Origin of the sequence: Bremerella cremea, assembly GCF_039541315.1 — a bacterium.
Taxonomy (GTDB): Bacteria; Planctomycetota; Planctomycetia; order Pirellulales; family Pirellulaceae; genus Bremerella; species Bremerella cremea.
Genome location: NZ_BAABFZ010000009.1, coordinates 72,922 through 90,751, shown reverse-complemented (window position 1 = coordinate 90,751; position 17,830 = coordinate 72,922). Strand labels below are relative to the sequence as shown.

General features: G+C 53.4%; 16 protein-coding genes. 4 read left to right on the top strand and 12 right to left on the bottom strand.

The features are described from left to right. Positions 1–208: 208 nt before the first annotated feature. Both ABD890_RS23700 and ABD890_RS23695 read left to right on the top strand, forming a co-directional pair. Positions 209–631: a hypothetical protein gene (locus ABD890_RS23700; protein WP_345095260.1), complete on the top strand. Its 423-nt coding sequence runs from the start codon at positions 209–211 to the stop codon at positions 629–631. A gap of 234 nt (positions 632–865) precedes the next feature. Next, the gene (locus ABD890_RS23695; RefSeq protein ID WP_345095258.1) at positions 866–1,570 is read left to right on the top strand and encodes a toxin-antitoxin system YwqK family antitoxin; all 705 of its coding nucleotides are present in this window, start codon (positions 866–868) and stop codon (positions 1,568–1,570) included. A 132-nt stretch (positions 1,571–1,702) separates the two neighbouring features. Here the strand turns inward: ABD890_RS23695 and ABD890_RS23690 are convergent, their stop codons facing one another. From ABD890_RS23690 to ABD890_RS23680, 3 genes are all read right to left on the bottom strand, one after another. Then, positions 1,703–2,323, bottom strand: a complete 621-nt coding sequence (locus ABD890_RS23690; RefSeq protein ID WP_345095256.1) for a YdeI/OmpD-associated family protein — start codon at positions 2,321–2,323, stop codon at positions 1,703–1,705. A 215-nt stretch (positions 2,324–2,538) separates the two neighbouring features. Further along, positions 2,539–3,360, bottom strand: a complete 822-nt coding sequence (locus ABD890_RS23685; RefSeq protein WP_345095254.1) for a leucine-rich repeat domain-containing protein — start codon at positions 3,358–3,360, stop codon at positions 2,539–2,541. A gap of 277 nt (positions 3,361–3,637) precedes the next feature. Continuing rightward, on the bottom strand, positions 3,638–4,102 hold the full coding sequence (locus tag ABD890_RS23680) for a hypothetical protein (protein WP_345095252.1): 465 nt from the start codon (positions 4,100–4,102) through the stop codon (positions 3,638–3,640). Positions 4,103–4,492: 390 nt separating this feature from the next. Between ABD890_RS23680 and ABD890_RS23675 the strand changes: the two genes are divergently transcribed. After that, a complete protein-coding gene (locus ABD890_RS23675) occupies positions 4,493–5,029 on the top strand; it encodes an SMI1/KNR4 family protein (protein WP_345095251.1) in 537 nt (178 codons plus the stop codon). A 261-nt stretch (positions 5,030–5,290) separates the two neighbouring features. Here ABD890_RS23675 and ABD890_RS23670 read toward each other — a convergent pair whose 3' ends face one another. The 5 genes from ABD890_RS23670 to ABD890_RS23650 all read right to left on the bottom strand — a co-directional run bounded on the left by ABD890_RS23670 (position 5,291) and on the right by ABD890_RS23650 (position 10,194). Beyond that, positions 5,291–6,286 (bottom strand): ankyrin repeat domain-containing protein, encoded by a 996-nt coding sequence (locus ABD890_RS23670; protein ID WP_345095249.1) that lies wholly within the window; start codon positions 6,284–6,286, stop codon positions 5,291–5,293. Positions 6,287–6,289: 3 nt separating this feature from the next. Continuing rightward, positions 6,290–6,628: a hypothetical protein gene (locus ABD890_RS23665; protein WP_345095247.1), complete on the bottom strand. Its 339-nt coding sequence runs from the start codon at positions 6,626–6,628 to the stop codon at positions 6,290–6,292. Positions 6,629–7,088: 460 nt separating this feature from the next. Continuing rightward, the gene (locus tag ABD890_RS23660) at positions 7,089–7,736 is read right to left on the bottom strand and encodes a hypothetical protein (RefSeq protein ID WP_345095245.1); all 648 of its coding nucleotides are present in this window, start codon (positions 7,734–7,736) and stop codon (positions 7,089–7,091) included. A 254-nt stretch (positions 7,737–7,990) separates the two neighbouring features. Next, the gene (locus tag ABD890_RS23655; protein ID WP_345095243.1) at positions 7,991–8,809 is read right to left on the bottom strand and encodes a hypothetical protein; all 819 of its coding nucleotides are present in this window, start codon (positions 8,807–8,809) and stop codon (positions 7,991–7,993) included. Between the two features lie 335 nt (positions 8,810–9,144). Continuing rightward, positions 9,145–10,194 carry a type 1 periplasmic-binding domain-containing protein gene (locus ABD890_RS23650; RefSeq protein WP_345095241.1) on the bottom strand — a complete coding sequence of 350 codons (1,050 nt, stop codon included), beginning with the start codon at positions 10,192–10,194 and terminating at the stop codon, positions 9,145–9,147. 2,269 nt (positions 10,195–12,463) lie between these two features. Between ABD890_RS23650 and ABD890_RS23645 the strand changes: the two genes are divergently transcribed. Then, on the top strand, positions 12,464–14,743 hold the full coding sequence (locus tag ABD890_RS23645) for a hypothetical protein (RefSeq protein WP_345095238.1): 2,280 nt from the start codon (positions 12,464–12,466) through the stop codon (positions 14,741–14,743). A 229-nt stretch (positions 14,744–14,972) separates the two neighbouring features. On the opposite strand, the gene ABD890_RS23640 is transcribed toward ABD890_RS23645, so the two are convergent. From ABD890_RS23640 to ABD890_RS23625, 4 genes are all read right to left on the bottom strand, one after another. Continuing rightward, complete coding sequence (locus tag ABD890_RS23640) at positions 14,973–15,560, bottom strand: helix-hairpin-helix domain-containing protein (protein WP_345095236.1); 588 nt, start codon at positions 15,558–15,560, stop codon at positions 14,973–14,975. Between the two features lie 117 nt (positions 15,561–15,677). Then, positions 15,678–15,956: a hypothetical protein gene (locus tag ABD890_RS23635; RefSeq protein ID WP_345095234.1), complete on the bottom strand. Its 279-nt coding sequence runs from the start codon at positions 15,954–15,956 to the stop codon at positions 15,678–15,680. Between the two features lie 56 nt (positions 15,957–16,012). Beyond that, a complete protein-coding gene (locus ABD890_RS23630; protein ID WP_345095232.1) occupies positions 16,013–16,609 on the bottom strand; it encodes a hypothetical protein in 597 nt (198 codons plus the stop codon). A 329-nt stretch (positions 16,610–16,938) separates the two neighbouring features. Next, on the bottom strand, positions 16,939–17,799 hold the full coding sequence (locus ABD890_RS23625) for a hypothetical protein (RefSeq protein WP_345095230.1): 861 nt from the start codon (positions 17,797–17,799) through the stop codon (positions 16,939–16,941). Between the last annotated feature and the right edge of the window lie 31 nt (positions 17,800–17,830).

Below are 17,830 nucleotides of genomic sequence, written 5' to 3'. Positions count from 1 at the left end.
CTGTGTCTTCTGTTTAAGGTGGCTGTGTAACTGCATTTCGGCCAGGCGGCACGGACAACAACTAACCTGAGCTTGCCATCTTAAGTGTGCCACTGGCCTCTGGCCAGCGAGAAGTGCGTGATCGTTTCGCGGTGGAAAGCATGGTCACGACGGGCCGTGACCGTGGCATCGGGCGGTTCTTTGTGGCCCACGGGAGAAATGAGACCGTATGGATATAGAGCAAGAACTGCTGATGTGCGATTTTCATGATGCGAGAATCGAGAAAATCGATATTCAAAGCACTGGTGATTGTGAGATAAAATTTGAAACGCTTATTTGCTACTGTGCCATCCCGATGAAATCTGATGTCGCCGATGTCTGGGCAGTTCGTGGTTCACTATCCCTGAAGGGTTGCGAAGACATTGTGCTTTCCAGTGTCTCTTCTGGCGAGTTGTGGGTGAGCGAAGCAGAATTTGAATATTCAACGAACGACCCCAATGACAAGTTCAATACGCCGTTGCTGAATGGAAAGTCGCTGATGAACGCTTCGATCATGTTTACCAATGGAGGCACCATCAAAACATCAGGCGGTTCAATATTGCTCTGCTTAGGAGAGTTCTACGAAAAGATTGAGCAGTGCGAATGGCCCTAGTTCGGAAAGGCTATTCCCTAGGAGTCGTGACTTTTCGAGTAAAGAACCATCTACCATTCTTGACGGCGGGGTGGCACTCAACGGCCGGGTAACCCTGGCAACGACCAGACCCTGCTCCCTTATCGTACGTGTGCCACTGGCCTCTGGCCAGTGCGAAGTGCGTGATCGTTTCGCGGTGGAAGGCACGGGAGATGTGTGTTTGAACGGCGGGGGAAATGGATGAGAAGTACGCAAATGAATGGTGGCGCGGTGACCTGGAGAGACATGGCGTTCCATGCGTTGACGTGGACGGTGGTGATTCTGTCTGTCGCGGGTTGTCGAGGCAATGTCAAAGACCCGCACCGTGGAAAGTTTATTGTTGTTGAATCCAAGGGAGAAAGTTATCGAATTCCACCGACACTTACCTTTGACGACCAAGAGTGGACAAGAGAATATGCCAAACCGGTTAGCGAGTCAGACGGTGTGAGCTTTGACTACGTTGGCCAAGATCCCAATGTCAAAGTGCGTCTTCATTTGATGCCGGTCAGTTCGGGGACCTTCACGCGAACGGTAGATACGCTTCGAAGGAAGGATCAACAGTCCCGTTGGCGAAGAGATGGCAAGTGCTTGCGAATCCTCAAGAGTGGTGTGTGGCGAGAATGGAGTGTCGATGCAGATCGTTCTGGCCAGGGAAATGGCGTGTATCGCTATTCCTACGAAAACGGGAAGATAAAGTATGTGGGCCGAATCGAGGATGACTTTGACGTCGGTATGGCCCAAGGGTTCTATCCGGATGGCGCGTTATGGTGGGAGGGAGAGTATGTCGATAGCACCATCGCCGTGGAGAACGCTCGATTTTTCGCTCGCGACGGGAGTCGCTTCGAGCATATGAGCTACGATGAGAAGCGGTCGGAACTTGAAAAGTGGAAGACGCTTGCCGTCGACCGTAGCGAAAAGTAAACCACCAGTTGAAACTGGCAATGACCAGACCCTGCTCACGCATCGTACGTGTGCCACGGGCCAGTGCGAAGTGCGTGATCGTTTCGCGGTGGAAAGCATGGCCACGCAGGGGCGTGACCCTGGCACCGGGGCTCAACCGAAGGTTTCTTCGCGTTCGAGCATGGCGATGAATTCCACAACTTTACGTGCTTTCGTTTCAGGCTTCTTGGCGTTGTGGAGTCGATAATAGAAAGCGTACTTTTTGGACTTGGAAAGCGTCGCGTAGAAGGCCGTTGCCTTTTTAGACTTCTGGAGCGCGGCCAGGAATGCTTCCGACTCTTGGAACGTCGAACTCGAGGCATACGCGGCGTCCCAGCGTCCATCTGACTTTGCCAACTCGACCGCCGCGTGACCGGCAGGCTTCATCCGGCCGTCGCGAGTGAGGCGTTCGATATGCTTCTTGTTCACCTGGGACCACACGCTTCGTTTCCCCCGCGGTGTGAACTTGTGGATCCAAGAGACTTCATCCCCTTTTCGCACCGGGCCATCGATCCAGCCGTAACACAATGCGACGTCGAGTGCCTCGGCATACGTGATGCTCTTGTGGCCACTCTCCTTTTTAAAGAACTGAATCCAAACACCGCCATGCTCGGCATGATGCTTGTGAAGCCATCGTTCCAGCTTGTTGGTTGTAGCAAACGCAATCACAGGCTTGCCATCTGGCGACGGAATCGCGGCCGCAGGCTTCGCCGGTTTGGAACGCGGTGCTTTCATGTTCATTCAAAGAGAACGCTTGTCGGTTGCAGAAGGTAGAACGCTACGGCCAGATGCCAGTCACATCGACCAATTTCAACCTGCCATCTTAAGTGTGCCAAAGGCCTCTCGCTAGTGCGAAGTGCGTGATCGTGTCGCGGTGGAAAGCATGGCCACGTTGGGGCGTGACCGTGGCACTCTGGCTTAATTCAATTACGCGGTTTGTCTTCTGTGTTTCAATCTGCGTATCGGTGTCCGTTGATCATGGTGTTCGGGAGTTGTCGACTTAGCGCCTCCTGCTCATCAGGAGAAAAATTGTAGAATGGCAACTCTAAGTATTTAAGATTCTTGCGTTTTAGGAGTTCGGGAAGTGATTTGCCGTCCACCTTGGTTCCACTTAGGTCCAAAGAGGTGACATTGGGCGGCAGATGAGCAATTACTTGTGAGTCGACGCCAGTTTGCAGTAGGTCCACACGAGTAATGTCATTCGAAAAGGTGCGACCCATAAAGAACTCATTCGTAATTTTTGTACCCCTAAGCTCCAACTGCTCCAGCTTCTCCAACTTCGCGATGGCGTCGGCACTTTTGTCGGTCAAGTCGCAATTGGGGAGCTGAAGATCTACCAGTTGGGGACAGGCTTGGCAGAGCACAGGGACCAGTTCATCCGAATTTTCGAGACCAGCATGGCGATATGACGTCAGCTTTTGGCACTTCGCCAGTTGGGCAATACCCTCCTTGGTGACGGACTTGCCCCACATGCTGAGAATCCTCAGCTTTGGAAAGCGACTGATCAGCGCCAGATCGGCATCGGTCGGTTCCGGTTCTTTGACGCCGGGCTTCAACAACTTACTAGGAAGTCCTAAGTACTGAACGCTTTCCCCACGCGCAATTTCCGCATCGGAAAATGTGCCACCAGGATTTTGCACGTAGCCTGTCTTGCCTGCGTTGAAATCGAAAGACTTCTCCTCATCTGCAGCTTGAGCCGGAAGATCCAGTGCCCGTGATGCCACAATGATCGCGACCAAACTGAAGAGGATTATCTTTTTGAGAAGCAGCATTGTTTACCTTGCTTTTTCAGCGGATTAAGAAAGTCTGCTTGGATTATTGCTTTCGGCCGGGCGGCTCAGGCAGCGACCAATTCATGCTTCCGCATCTTAAGTGTGCTACAGGCCTCTGGCCAGTGTCTTTGCTGCTGAAGGACGTTGCAACCTGGTCCCTGCTTCGCACTGGCTAGAAGCCAGTGGCACACGAGGGAGTGAATGGCCTGGCAGTACCAGCCTGCCGAATGAGGCCAATTGGTCTTCGGGAACTTCGACAAAGGGGATCGCCAAAATATCACCCTCCTGCCTCGCGGTTTTGGTAGTCATATTTGTTGAGCAAGTGAACTATTCTGAGTGCCCCGTTGGAAAAACCATCGCTGCCTCCACAGAAAAATGATGCGCCGTTATCGAGAGAGACAGCTGCAGGATTATCTCCCGTCCATCGTACCATTACATTTGTAGAAGTCCCGTCAACGTGCTCTACAACAATATCCGCAACGTGGTAGCTGGCAATCTGAGAGATTTTAAATGGGTACACCTCGCTGGGCGCTAGAAGAGTCACAAGTAGCGGCAACTGATCCTGAGGCACTTCTACCTTAGGAATAGCTGAAATCCCTAAATCGGGTACAGCATAAACGGTTGCCGACATCCCTTTAACGGGTTTGAACTGGGGTGTTGTCGATTTGCCCTGACAACCACTGCACAATACTGCATAGGCGAATACAGATACCACTGGTCGTATACAACAATAGACATTCACTACTTAATTCCTGTCGGCGAAAGAGGGGCAGCCCAGGTGGCATAGACATCGACCAATTCCAACTCCCGGCCGGGTGGCACTGGCAACAACCAAGTCCAGCTCCCGCACCGTACGTGTGCCACTGGCCTCTGGCCAGTGTCTTTGTGGCTGAAAGAGGTTGCAACGTGGTCCCTGCTTCGCACTGGCTAGAAGCCAGTGGCACACGAGGGAGTGAATGGCCCGGCAGTGCCACTCTGCCGCCTGTCAGCCTGTCAGCCTGTGGCATTATAGAGTGACCGCAGCGCGTGGGCGCTACTGGTGTCACCTTCAGCGCAGGCGTAAGATGCCGGGTTGATGTTGATCGTGTCGTGGTCGTCGTCACTTATTCCCTGTCTGATTGAGGCCTGACCGATGGATTGGAACGAGAAGTTTGCGGTGGTGGAAGCTTGTTTGGAAGTCAACGAAGAGATCGAGCAGGACTTCTACCTTCAGCCTTCCGGCGTTTCGGCCGACGGGCTGAGCAGTTTGCAGGCAGAGTTTCCGTTTGTGTCGGACGACTATTTGCGGTTCCTGCAGCGAACCAATGGGGCCGATATCGCTCAATGCCGGTTCGTGGAAGTCGAACGCATTCCCGCCGCGATCGAGCAGTACGGTGACGTCTATTTGCCCAAACGATGGCTGCCGTTTGGTTACGATGCCGGCGGCGATCCGCTACTGCTTCATGAAAGTGGCCAGGTCGCCCTCGGCGATGGCACCAGCAGCAGCGAAACGTTCGAGTTCCTCGCCGACACGTTCGCCGACTTCCTCGAGAACGTCCTCATGGGGCAACGCTACGGTGCGATCTTCCGCATCCCGCTCGACGAACAAATCACGTTCTATGAAGAAGAGCTGGACGACGATCCCTGGCTCGCGTTTCTGGTCGAACAAACGTGGCTGCGGATCTCGTGATGCAGAAGTCGACGGAATCACTACGGACGCAGGTGTGCCACGGGCCTCTGGCCAGTCTCTTTGCTGCTGAAGGACGTTGCAACCTGGTCCCTGCTTCGCACCGGCTAGAAGCCAGTGGCATACGGGGGAGGGTATGGCCTGGCCGTGCCACTCTGCCGCCGCCTTTGATTCGTTGCGGTTCGAACATCACTCGTGGATTTACCAGGCCTTCATGCACATAGCGTACGGGCTCATTTGTTTACGTAGTTTTTGAAACAGCCTCTAGTGATCCGGATTGTCATGCGATTTGAGTGACTCGAGAATGTCTTCCATCTCCTCCCACTTCAGACCTTCTTCTATTTCCATTTTCGATGGATATCGCGCATGCAACTTTTCCAGTTGGTCGTCTTTTCTTTTTGCTTCTTCTTTCAGTTCCTTGTTGCCCTCAAGCGTCATTAGCTTCTGTCTGATCTTTTCCAGCCAATGGTCGGGATCGTCCGCCATTCTCGTATAATATTCCTGCTTCATCTTGGATGCGTAGCTGTCCGAATCGAGGAATGGATTCGCCCCGCGCGAAAGCAATACGTGGATAAACTCGAAGGAATTGCGCATGTGGAGATATTCCAGAATTGGCATCCCGATAAAAAGCCTGGCGTCAATCTCTCCCCCATGGTCTAAATACCACCAATAGTTTTCCGCCAGTTCGACGTGATATCGACCATCTTTCCAGGACTGCCTTAAAAGACGAAATGCCAGCCCGTAGTTGTACCCGACCATGGCATGTTCATCCGCCAAGGAGAGATCTGCTCCATTTGCAAGTAATAACTTGAACTTGCCAAAAGACTCTGGAGTTTTAGTTGCCATGTACAGGGGCGTCAGGTGACTTTGGTTAACCACATTCGGATCCGCCTTAAATTCTAGCGCCAGCTTCACACTGTCCAACGTCCCGCATTCGGTCGCAAGATGAATCGGACGTACACCAAAATTTCCTTTTGCATTGATGTCAGCCCCTTTTTGGTTAATAAGGGCTGTAACTTTGAGACGCTGTGCAGCAACAAGGGCCATGGTTAGTTCAACTGTCGTTTCCTCGTCAAATGCCTTTTCAACGATCGCTCGAAGCTGGCTTTGCGTTAAAGTCGTGGGGTCCACCGCGTAGACTTGTCTCTCGCATTTGGCCGTGTTGATAAGCAGTGAGGCAATGGTAATGCACGCAGCCATGAAAAATCGCGACTGGCGCTGTCTTATTGCTCTCTTTAGCGAACAGAATAGCAGTGCCATGTGTTATGATCCCTCCACTATCTTTCTTAACTCGTTAAGCAGAAAGTCCATTGAGTGACGTTGAACGAAACCCGCAATGATTTTCTGGTCCCATAGTTCTTGGAGATTGTCCGGCAGACCAGGATCAATGGTTTGAATATTGCCGATGGTGGGAGGAAGTCCCGCGGCAGGTAGGAAACCCACGACTTCTCCTTCGATACGTATGACAGTCACGTTGTTGCTTGCGTCTTTTTGCAATTGGGCGGCATCTCCGGAATAACCAAGCTGTTTCAGGAGATCAAGTGTAACCCCAGCGGGATTAAATGCTGTTGTTTGGCTGGGTGGCACTGCTAATCCAGTCATTTGTCACGCTTCAGGGTGTGCCACTGCTGCCCTCAGCAGTGTGAACCTGCCAATCGGCCCATCAACTGTTTTCCTTCTGACCTCCAAAACCGTTCGACCAACTTGGATCGGGAAACGTCAATCTAGGCCACTCAGGCCTTGTTATTCTCTCTTCGTCGAACTTGGCGCTGGACCATTTCCAATCGGTTGGTATTCGGCAAGTGCCTCGTCTGCCCTTTCATAGTGCCTGACCTGTTTGCGATGGGCGGATGAACGTTCCATGAGTTCATCGTACTGAGTTGGAAGAAAGAAAAGAATGATTTGCCGATGGATTTGAGCTTATGGGCACTTCGCACTGCTGAGGGCAGCAGTGGCATAAAAAAGTGTGACCGGCTCGGCACTGACACCCCAACGAGCGCCCGACTGGTTAGCATCGCTGTTCCTGGATTCGCACGAAGCTGGCTTGGCCGGCTCGCCTTTTCTACGGAGACTCCCCGGTCGGCGTCGTTGGTTCGGCTGGGCTCTTTGCGGGGCGAAGCATGGCCAGGGCGAACGACCCGAGTTGGAACACGACGTAGTCGATCGCGACGACAGCTCCTAGCAGCACGACGATCTTTTCCCAGTGCATTCGCAACCACTCGGCGGCCCCCAGAAGCGAGCGATCGCCCGGCACGATTCCCAGCACCAGGGCGGCCGCGATGCCAACCCAGAAGATCGAGCGAAACAGAAGCGCCGCGGAAAGCTGCCCGCGCCGCAAGCGGGAACTTCCAAGCGAAGCGAGCAGCCGATTCGTTCCGAGCACGACCACCCCGCAGAAGACGAGATCCGCGGCCAGCGCGACGCCATCCAACGACTCGGTCGCGAAGCCTTCAGCCGCGGCCCATCGCACGACTTCCGCGGTGTCGATGTCAGGCGACGAAGAAACATGCGTGCAATACGTCAACGGCCAGCCATACGTTTCGGCCAGCACCCCGCCCGACACCTTCGTGCTGCCGACATAACGATAGCCCCAAAAGTCGATCAGCGTCACGTTCGCAACATAGATACCCACCAGCCCCACCACCGCCAGGCGAACACACCCCAGCCACCGATCGCGACCTGACCGAGTCGATACCTGGCTGCTGTTCATGGAAAGCTCGCATTTAAAACGTGCCTGCCCGACACAGGCCGAAACAGGTGTGCCACTGGCCTCTGGCCAGTGTCTTTGCTGCTGAAAAAGGTTGCCAACCTGGTCCCCACTTCGCACTGGCTAGAAGCCAGTGGCACACGAGGGAGGGTATGGCCCAGCAGTGCCAGCCTGCCGTCGGGGAATTGAAAACGGAAGATTGGTTTTCAGCAGGACAAAGACAACTTAAAAACTACGCTCGTCGCCACGAGATTCGGCTATTCGTAGATCGAGAAGCTTGTCTCACCGATGCGAGCGTTTGGCAATTCCTCAGCTAGGCGATCTAACGCCGCAGGAGAGAAGTTTCGAGAAGGAAGGAAGAGAGCCTTGAGTTTCTTTAACTTCACAAGGTGAGGCAAAGACTCTTCTCCAACATTTGTGCCATGTAAGTTGAGATGTGTAAGTGATGGAGGTACATGAACAATTGCCTTGGAGTCAATTTGCGTACCTGACAAGCAAAGATGCGAAAGCTCTTTCGGGAACGTATGACCGATAAAAAACGCGCTAGTAATGTTCGTGCCAGAGAGATCCAAATACTCGAGAGTGCTCAGCTTCGAAATTGCATCAGCAGCATGATCTGTAAGATCACTGTCAGGAAGTTCCAGCCTTACTAGCTGTGGCTGAATGGCACAAAGTACGGCGACTAGAGTGTCGGATGTCTTCATGCCGAAGTGCCTGTAGGATCTTAGCGAGTCACAATTGTCAAGATGCCTAATTCCTTTCGTGCTAATCGACCCTCCATATAAGTACACTGATTCCAGGTGGATTACTTGTGAAAGTCTCTCAATGTCTTCGTCCACGGGTTCTCGTAGCTGATTTGTTGAACGCGTTGGAGGCGTGCTGTAACGCACATGGGTTCCTAGTTTGATTTGCTGAAGAGTGAAGGCATCACCGGGGAATTTTTCAAACTCGGTTACATTACTAGGATAAATTCCCCCCTCAGGAATGCGGGTTTCGTCACCTAAGAGCAGGTCTGTATCGACGCAACAAACAAGAGGCAGAAGTGACACCACTAGAATTGCAGTTATGTTGTTCATTTCAAGCGTCTACCGTTCGGTGATGTGTTGTTAATGCACTACCTGCCAGTTCCATTGTACTTGGTCCATTGGCTAGGCTCGCCCGGGTGGCACGGGTAACGTCCAATTCCAGCTCCCGCATCGTACGTGTGCCACGGGCCTCTGGCCAGTGTCTTTGCTGCTGAAGGAAGTTGCGACCTGGTCCCTGCTTCGCACTGGCTCGAAGCCAGTGGCACACGAGGGAGTTGATATTGCCCCCCTGCCGATCTGAGTCATCAGATTACTAAAGCGGTAATCGAATGAACGTAGCTTGTTTGGATGAAAGCGTTGGCTCGTTTGTAGCTGCCATGTTCCCATCACATCGAGTACCGGCTCTTTCGTCCCTGCAGGCTTTCTTTCAACCGAGTGATTTCGAGTTGAACTTGATCGTACCGTTCGGTTTGTCCGAGAGTTTTCAGGATCGGCAGGTAGTCTTCGCGATATTTTAGCCTTCTTTCGAGTGGAAAGCCGGGAAGTTGACCCGAAACGGATAGCAGTTCCTCGTAGGCCTCGGGGACTTTGTCGTAGTCATTCCCTGCGACTTTGGCCCGGGCATACTCTTGCAAAAGGCGCAGGTAGAAAGGGGCTTCTGGGCCAACTTTAGGTGGCTGTTTGTTGAGCCCTGCTCGAGCATACTGCAGCGCCTTCTCATGCTGCTTCTCTTGATTCAGCGCTTCTGCGAGTAGTCCGGTGACGAGGGCAAATCGCGCGTAAATTTGCTCGTTCCCATCTTTCTGAAATGAAGCGACAGCCTGTTCGCCGGTTTGTATCAGCGACTTGCGATCCTTCTTCTCGTAATAAAGTCCCGTCAAGGTAACCAGGAGTTCGCGGTGCAAATAGCTCTCGGTCAAGTTCAAGGTCTCAAGCACCTTCTTGGCGTCGAGGGCTGCAGAAGTCGCTTCGTCTAAGTTCTCTTGGCAATACAACAGAGTGCCAGCGAATTTGCTTTGTAAATTGACCACGATATAGGACGAGTGGCCGTAAAGGGGTTCCGCAAGATCGAGCGAGTGCTTGAAGTGTCGAGCCGCTTCAAGATGTTTACCGGCCTGAGAGCTGAAGTGAGCCTTGGCTTGTTCCGCGAGTTGTTGCTCGGCAATTTTGCGGCGGGCTGGATCAAGCTTGGCCACTTTCTCCAGGTCATTCATGATGAACTCAATTTCGGGCAATTTAAGAATAAGTGGCTCATTCTTACTCCCCTGAGTGCGATCGTGCAGTTCTTTGACCGCTTTGAGTTGACCTTCAAAGTCTAACAGCAAGATGCCTTGCTCATATTGCTGAATAAGAGCCGCCTGGATGTCCATCATGCTCAATTGCGAGTCAGGCTGTTCCGCCGTGACTGTGCCTGTGGCGATGGAAATCAGCAGCATCGTTACCAATGCTATTGGCTGTCGAATATGGCGATCTATTCCCATGAGAATCGGCCCCTAGCCGTAACCGTTCGTGTCGTTCATAGGACGCGTCTCGACGCACCCTGAATGATTGCCCGGCCGGGTGGCACAACCAACGACCATTTCCAGCTTCCGCATCTTAGGTGTGCCACGGGCCTCTGGCCAGTGTCTTCGTGGCCGAAGCAGGTTGCAACCTGGTCCCTGCTTCGCACTGGCTAGAAGCCAGTGGCACATGTTGGCCGTTGTTTGACTTTTGCCCGCTTCAACGTCGCCACTCGTCCGCCGCTGCCTGGTGCGTTGAGATGCACCCTACGGGGTTGATGTCAGGTTGCTCGTTCGACCAGGGACGCTCACTCCCCTTCCCCGTCCTTTAGCATCCCGGCCGGGTGGCACTGTCAACCACCAATTCCAGCTTCCGCATCTTAGGTGTGCCACTGGCCTCTGGCCAGTGTCTTTGCTGCTGAAGGAGGTTGCAACCTGGTCGCTGCTTCGCACTGGCTAGAATCCAGTGTGGCGGGAAGGTGTTTGCGGTCGGCTTCCTGCATAGTTCTTAAGATGATAAGGGGGCCAGCTAAGGGAGTGTTGTCGGAGGGCCCCCAATGATTTCCTGCATTTGCCAGAGCATGACAATGAAAACAGTCGACAGCAAAGCATGAATAAATGCAAACGATGCGGGCAAATAGAAATGCATTCGATGAGGCTCGAAGTATCCAAATGGCATGTAATTGAGAGCCTGCAGTCTGTTGTATGCGTTGGTCGCGCGGGAATACCATCGGATGCACCAAAGGCAATGAAGGCTTGTGAGGCAGATCATGGCGATTGTGGCCATTACTCTTAGGCTGAACGACGTCGCTACGATTAGTTGTGCATGTCGAGAGGTGGCAAGCCATCCGATGACTAATGCCATGAAACCCGAATGCTTGAACTCGAAGTCAATGAGTCCCGTGAGGCTCTGCTTTAACATTCCGTAAAGGAGTTCAAATTCTTCTTTGCGTGAAGCAACGTCGTGGTGTGCTGGTTGTGTCATTGGTGAGTGTGGAGGTAGAGGTGGATGTTTTGTTGGTGGCAACTGAGTTGTGAGAGGCAATCAAGCGAAGGAAAGGGGGTGATTCGTGCGGTCATCGATGGCGATATTGCTAAAGCCTACCTGACTTCGGCACACCTGCGAAGGTTTTGATCGCAACGGCCGGGTGGCACTGCCAACGACCAATTCCAGCTTCCGGATCGTAGGTGTGCCACTGGCCTCTGGCCAGTGTCTTAGTGGCGGAAAAAGGTTGTCGACCTGGTCCCTGCTTCGCACTGGCTAGAATCCAGTGGCACACGAGGGAGTGAATGGCCCAGCAGTGCCACCCTGCCGTAACACTGGCAACTCATGTTGAGGCAACCGTCGGTGCTATCCCATCCAACCCTTGATATCCTTCACGTCCCACCTCCCTTCATTCCTTTCTACTGTTATTTTTCGCCCCGAACCCGCCCTGCGGTTGACTACAATTCCAATGTCTATTCGTACTTCATTAACTCCAAATGCCCTGATTTGAAGAACCGATTCGCCTTGCTGCAAATAAGTCGATGCGATTTGTCTAAGTGCGTTGATGTCGTCATCGGACAAACAATCAGTGTTGACTTGCGAGAACTCACTCATTTCAATTTCGACCGCTAAATGTTGGCAAACTCGTTGTGTCGGCCGGGTGGCACTGCCAACCACCAATTCCAGCTCCCGCATCTTAAGTGTGCCACTGGCCTCTGGCCAGTGTCTTCGTGGCCGAAACAGGTCGCAACCTGGTCCCTGCTTCGCACTGGCTAGAAGCCAGTGGCACAAGTTGGCCGTTGTTTGACTTTTGCCCGCTTCAAGGTTGCCACTCGTCCGGCGCTGCCTGGTGCGTTGAGACGCACCCTACGGGGTTGATGTTAGGTTGCTCGTTCGATCAGGGACGCTCGCTCCCCTTCCCCGTCCTATAGCATCCCGGTCAGTTAGAACGACCATTTCCAGCTTCCGCATCCCAGGTGTGCCACTGGCCTCTGGCCAGTGCGAAGTGCGTGTCAGGCCACCAGGTCAATTTCGCTTCGACCGGGATCGATCGTTTCGCGAGGGAAAGTCTGGCCACGCAGGGGCGGGACCATGGCACCCGGGCTGGAATTTGTTGGATCAGAGTCAAGGACTGCTGTCTTAAGCGGAATTAGCCAGCAAGGTGAACTTATTGGCGACATCATTGTATCGTCATATCGAAAAGAATAGCATAGGCGTTGAATGGTCAAAATCCGCGACAGGAGTAAGTCTGAACGGCAATCCAGCACAAACTCGCAACTGTTGCTGACGTATCCTGGAATTGTAAAGGTAAACCTCTATCGGAGGATAAAAGTGACGTTACCGCAAAAGCTCGCTCAGGCGTTAAACCAAGTAACTGAAATACATTCCGAAGCGTTTGAGCGATTTGCCAATGCTTTCCTTCTTCAGGACTACCCTGAGTTAGAGGGCCTTGGGGCAAAAAAAGACAAGGGAATGGACGCGAGAATCGTCACTGTCGATGGGAAGAACGAAATTGTCTTTCAATCGTGTGTTTCGCCGCCAAAATCCGCGCGTACAAAAGTACTGGGGACTTGGAAAAAGCTCCATGACAATCCTCCGCATACGCTGGTTTACTGCACGCCAGGAACTATTGGACTGTCTCTAGACGATACTCGGAAAGCCCTTCGTTCTGAACGAGTAAGCCTACAGGTCTGCGACGCAACGTGGTTTACAGAACGGGTATTGTCTTCCCCAGAGCGATCGCAACTATCCGAAGCGTTCGCTCAGCAGATTCTTTATCCTCTATTAGAAGCGTGGCAACCGAACACGCTGTATTCCGCACTTTTATCTGATGTTGAGGAAGTGCAAGTGATTCGCTATTTAGAACTCCACAGCCAAGATAGGAGACAAGGACGAAACCTAACGAAAGCGATATTCGAGGCATTTATTCTTGGAGCACTAAATGACGCCAGAACAGATGGCGGCCTCACGCAATCCGAAATATTGGAAGTGATTTGCCGGTTGTTCCCTGAAGGGCATCATGCGAGGATCCACGAAATCGTGCCTCATCGGATAGTAGAGCTAACGACTAAAGGAGAAGTGTGCTCCTTGAAAACGGGGAAGGTGGTGCTGTCAAAGACGAAGAAGGAACGACTTAAACAACAACTCGAATCGTCAACAAACTCAGAGGTGATGTTTCGTGCACATATTGCCAATGCAATACGACAAGCGTGTAACGAGAACGAAATTGATTATGATGTAGACTATAGTGGTATGGCTCAACTTGTCCACAGCTGCATACTGTGGTATATGCGTGAACAGGGAAAGCAGATACAAAATCCTATTTCGAACTTGGTGAATATCTTAAATACAGAGGAGCTTGTTCTACAGTTCATTAGATCCGAGTCGCCAAAGACCAATATGAGTGTGACGGAGATTATGGATATTGCGCCGTCCGCCGTGTATTATGTTATTTCAAAGGGTGACAAGGATACAATGGCATATCTGAGAGTGAAATCGGATATATTCGTATCTCAAGCATTTTTGCAGGCAACGCCGGATATACAGAAGGCGTGCAAGAAATTGTTTGGTCAGGATGTCATCTATGTGGATACAACGGCATTGATTCATTGCACCGCTGAGTTGTACGATCAAGATTCGCCGCGATTTCTCCTGCGAACACTTGAGACAGCGAGGAGTGTGGGCATTAAGATCAAAACATTTCGTCCATTTATCGAAGAATTCGTGGCACACCTGCGGGGTCCGGTTCTCTTGGAATGGAGAAACCATTTTAGAAGTTTGAGCCCCCAGCAGCAAGAGCAGCGTTTTAAAGCCTCGCCTAGACTGCTGGAGGTATTTGCACGATCAGGTCGGCTTGGAGGGCCGGGATTGGAGCAAATTGTTGAAGAAATTGTCGGTCTCAGTAATCGATATCAGAATGCTACGGATTTCGTACGGCATGAATTTAAGATCGAGGTCGAGGAAGTACCGGGCGTCGTAGATCCAATTGACCAAGAGGAGTGGGCGCTTGTATATGAATCTTGGCTAGGGAACAAACGTCGTTATGGTAAAATGGAAGAAGAGCAGTTTGAGGTGTTAGTCCAAAATGATGTTAATGCATATACTGCTGTCAAGAGGCTCCGCGGAACTATTAAGGTGGAGGGTACTGATTATGGGTATAAAGTGTGGCTTCTGACTATGGATCGTATGTATTGGAGAATTGTAAGGTATATTGGGAAAGCGGATGACTACGTGTTTCATGTCGCCATGAGCATGGATTATCTGGCAAACTGTGTTGCAACGTTAGCGTCATTGACACAGAACGTGACAGACCCAATCAACCTGCCAGCAACGTTGTTGTCAAATGTGGGGTCATATATTCCTTCCGATCTTCGGGAAGAGGTTGCTGAGGAGTTTGCGAAGGTTGGCCAAAAACGTTATTTGACTCAACGCAAGATTCGTGAGCTCGTTCAAGAGGCTAAAAATTATGAGTGGGACCTAGAAGCAGAGGACATGTGTTAATTGACAAATGCATAGGTGTGTGTGGATGTGTCAGAGCGTTCCGAGCAACCTGCCGGCATTTGGTTAGATTCGGTTGTCGGGGATGTACTGTTGAGTGCCTTAATGGACGCAAACAGTTCTTAATCGCATTGGCCCGGCTGACGATGCGTCTCTGGGGCGGAATGTCTTCGCACTGGCCAGAGGCCAGTGGCACACGTTGGTTGTTCGTCGCCGCTTCAATCAGGCCCTCTCACTCCTCTTCCCCGGCCTTCAGCATCCGCAGCACGGCTTCGGCGGCTTGTTGTTCTTCTTTTAGCCACTCGGGCGGGGCGATTTGGAGGGCCTGGCAGAGGTCTTTGCTCGATTGCAGGCGGGTTTCGATGCAGCGTTTCAGGAAGCTTTGTTGGTCGGGCGGGATTGGTTGTTGCAGGTTGGCCGGAAGTGGGATCGGGGTTGGCGTGTGGATGGTGCCGTCGATTTGCCAGTCGACGAATTCGTCGATCATCGTTTCGATGGCGGCGTCGAGCCGGGCGAATCGTTTCGGACCGATGCCAGGGATGCGGCGGATGAAGGCTTCGGTCGCGGCGCGGTACTGACCGACGGTGCGGATGCCGTTGTCTTCCAAAGCGTTCTCGACGTCGAGTTCTAAATCGGCGAGCGCCAGTGGCACAACGTTCACGTTCTCGAAGCCGGCGAACTTGCTGACCGGCACGATCAACGTGTCGATGAAACATTCCAGCCGATGCATACAGCCTGACAACGCTCCGGCTCGCAGCAGATTGAAGATCTCGCGACTGACTCGTTCGGCGTCGCGTTCGGTGGCACAAGCTTTCGGCATTTCGCTCTCGTAGATGACAGGCCTGGGGAAAAGCGGCACGCCGCGAAAACAACGCGTCGGCATGCCGCCAGAAACGTCGCGCCGCCCAGGTGGGCCGCGCGAAACGAACGATGGTTGTTACAGCTCGCCGGGCCGAAGCTTCCGCACGCGGACGAACGTTTTGCTGCGCCGCTGCAGCTTCTCGCCACGATCGTTCAGCGGAATTTCGGTGAGGTTGGCCTGCAGCATGTGCAGCAGAAGTTGCCCGCGCAGTTGGCGTTCGACCGCTTGTTGTTCGCGGCGAGCATCACGGGCCGCCAGGTATCGTTCGACCAGGGTTCGCAGTGGGGCATCCGTCGCCGGCGGGGTCGATGGCGAAACGCTGGGGGCTGGTTTCGCATCGGTAGGGTCAGGCATTCAATCGGTTCCTTCAAGGCAAGGCGGCAATCGGCCAGGCATCGTGCAGGGGGCGATCACAGCAGAAAAGTTTCCAGCGGTTCGCTGGTAAGGCACATGCATGCCGAATCAAAAACAAGTCGTGGCCAACGCATCCGCTGGCCTTTTTCGCAGTGGCATCGAACACACTCGCGTTGATGCGGCGGGGTGATCGGCGGCAGGCATTGATCGATCGAATGCCGCGCGGCGTACATCGCTTCAAGCGACCAGATCAGCAGCACGCCGCGATCGTCGCACAAGGGACATTCGACCTCGACCGCCCACCGCCGGTCGTCGAAAAAGAAGCACCGCGGCTGCATCCGAAAACGTTTGCCGCACGCCGGATTCAAGCAGCGGCACCAGTTCGGCCGCCTGTCGAGATCGCGGGTACGGCGGCTGAGCAAACGTTCGCGCATCGCCCGGGGAAGCTGGCTCATGTGGCTGGGTGGCTCGGCGATGCCAGCGTACATCTGGTCGAGCAGGTCGCGGGCCGCCTGATAGTCGAGCGGCAAGATCATGTCGGCCCACCGCCGCTTCAACTGGTTGGGGTCCTTCGCATGATCGAAGAAGTACCGCACGCTCGGGAAAAAGTCGTGTGCCCGATCAAACCAGGTTTCAAACTGATCCGGAGTCATCAGCAAATCCTGAACGAAGATGAAGGAAGTGGTGAAGAACGGGTGATGAAACGTCTTGTCCCCTCGCCCTCTCCCCATAGGGTCGAGGGGACCGGAGGGGAACATGGATCGAGGGGTGTTCCTGGTTTCGTAGGGTGCGTCTTGACGCACCTTGAATCGGTGGAACGGTTCGCAGGTGTGCCACTGGTCTCTGGCCAGCGTCTTGGTTGCTGTCGAACGGTTGGTCACCGATTGCCTGCTTCGCACTGGCCAGAGGCCCGTGGCACACGACCGTGCTGCGTTGCTTGCTGCGACGTTTGATCGTACGTGCCTGGGTGTTCGAGGCTCAACTAATCGAAGGTTCGATCAGCGAGCAGTTCGGCGACGCTCTTGAGTTCGCCGGAACCACGCGGCACGTTGGCTTGGCGCGGGGGCTCGAAGATGCCGAGGTAGCCGGCCGTGAGCGAATGCTCGATCGCGGCCAGGGCTTGGGCTTCTCCCAGTTGTTCGAGCTGCTGTAACTGCTTCTGGGCGGAACGGGCGTGCAGCGGCATGCGGCGTTCGAGACGATGCTCGCACCACTGCGTCCAGGCCTGGCGAAACGGCTCGCCTGCGAACGGCATCGGCAAGGTGGTCGCGTCGAAGGTCGCCCGGCGAGCTCTTGCCGGCGGAGCCTTCTCCCCTTCCCCCCGACAGGACAAAAGGGGCCCCGCCGGGGCTTTTGTTTCTTCTGGTTCTTCTTGTTGTTCTTGTTCTTCTCTTTCTTCTTCTATAGGGACCACCTCTGGTACACCGCGCGGTTCACTTGGTGGTACAGCTGCTGGTACACCCCGTGGTACAGTTGGTGGTACACCTGGTGGTTCACTTGCTGGTACAGCGGTTGGTTCCCATGTCGGATCAAGCTCTTGGTAAAGCGGATAGTTCTCGACGGTGACGCGCGTTGTCTGCGTCAAGTAATCGACCTTCAGGCATTCCCACTCTTCCAAGATGGACATCCACCGAATCAAACTAGTCCGCGAGCAACCCAGTTCTTCGGCGAGTGCTCGTTGCGTTGTTATAAACTGCCCTGCTTCGACCAGTTCGCCTTGGAAGTAGCCGGGGCGGAAGTTGGCTCGCAGCAGGCACAGTGTGAACAGCCTCCACAGGTTGGCGTCGCTGAAGACTCGGCTGTCGAGCGATTTGCGGTGAAGCTTGATCCAACTACCGGTCATGGTTGATCTCCTGCTTGATGAATGAAACAAC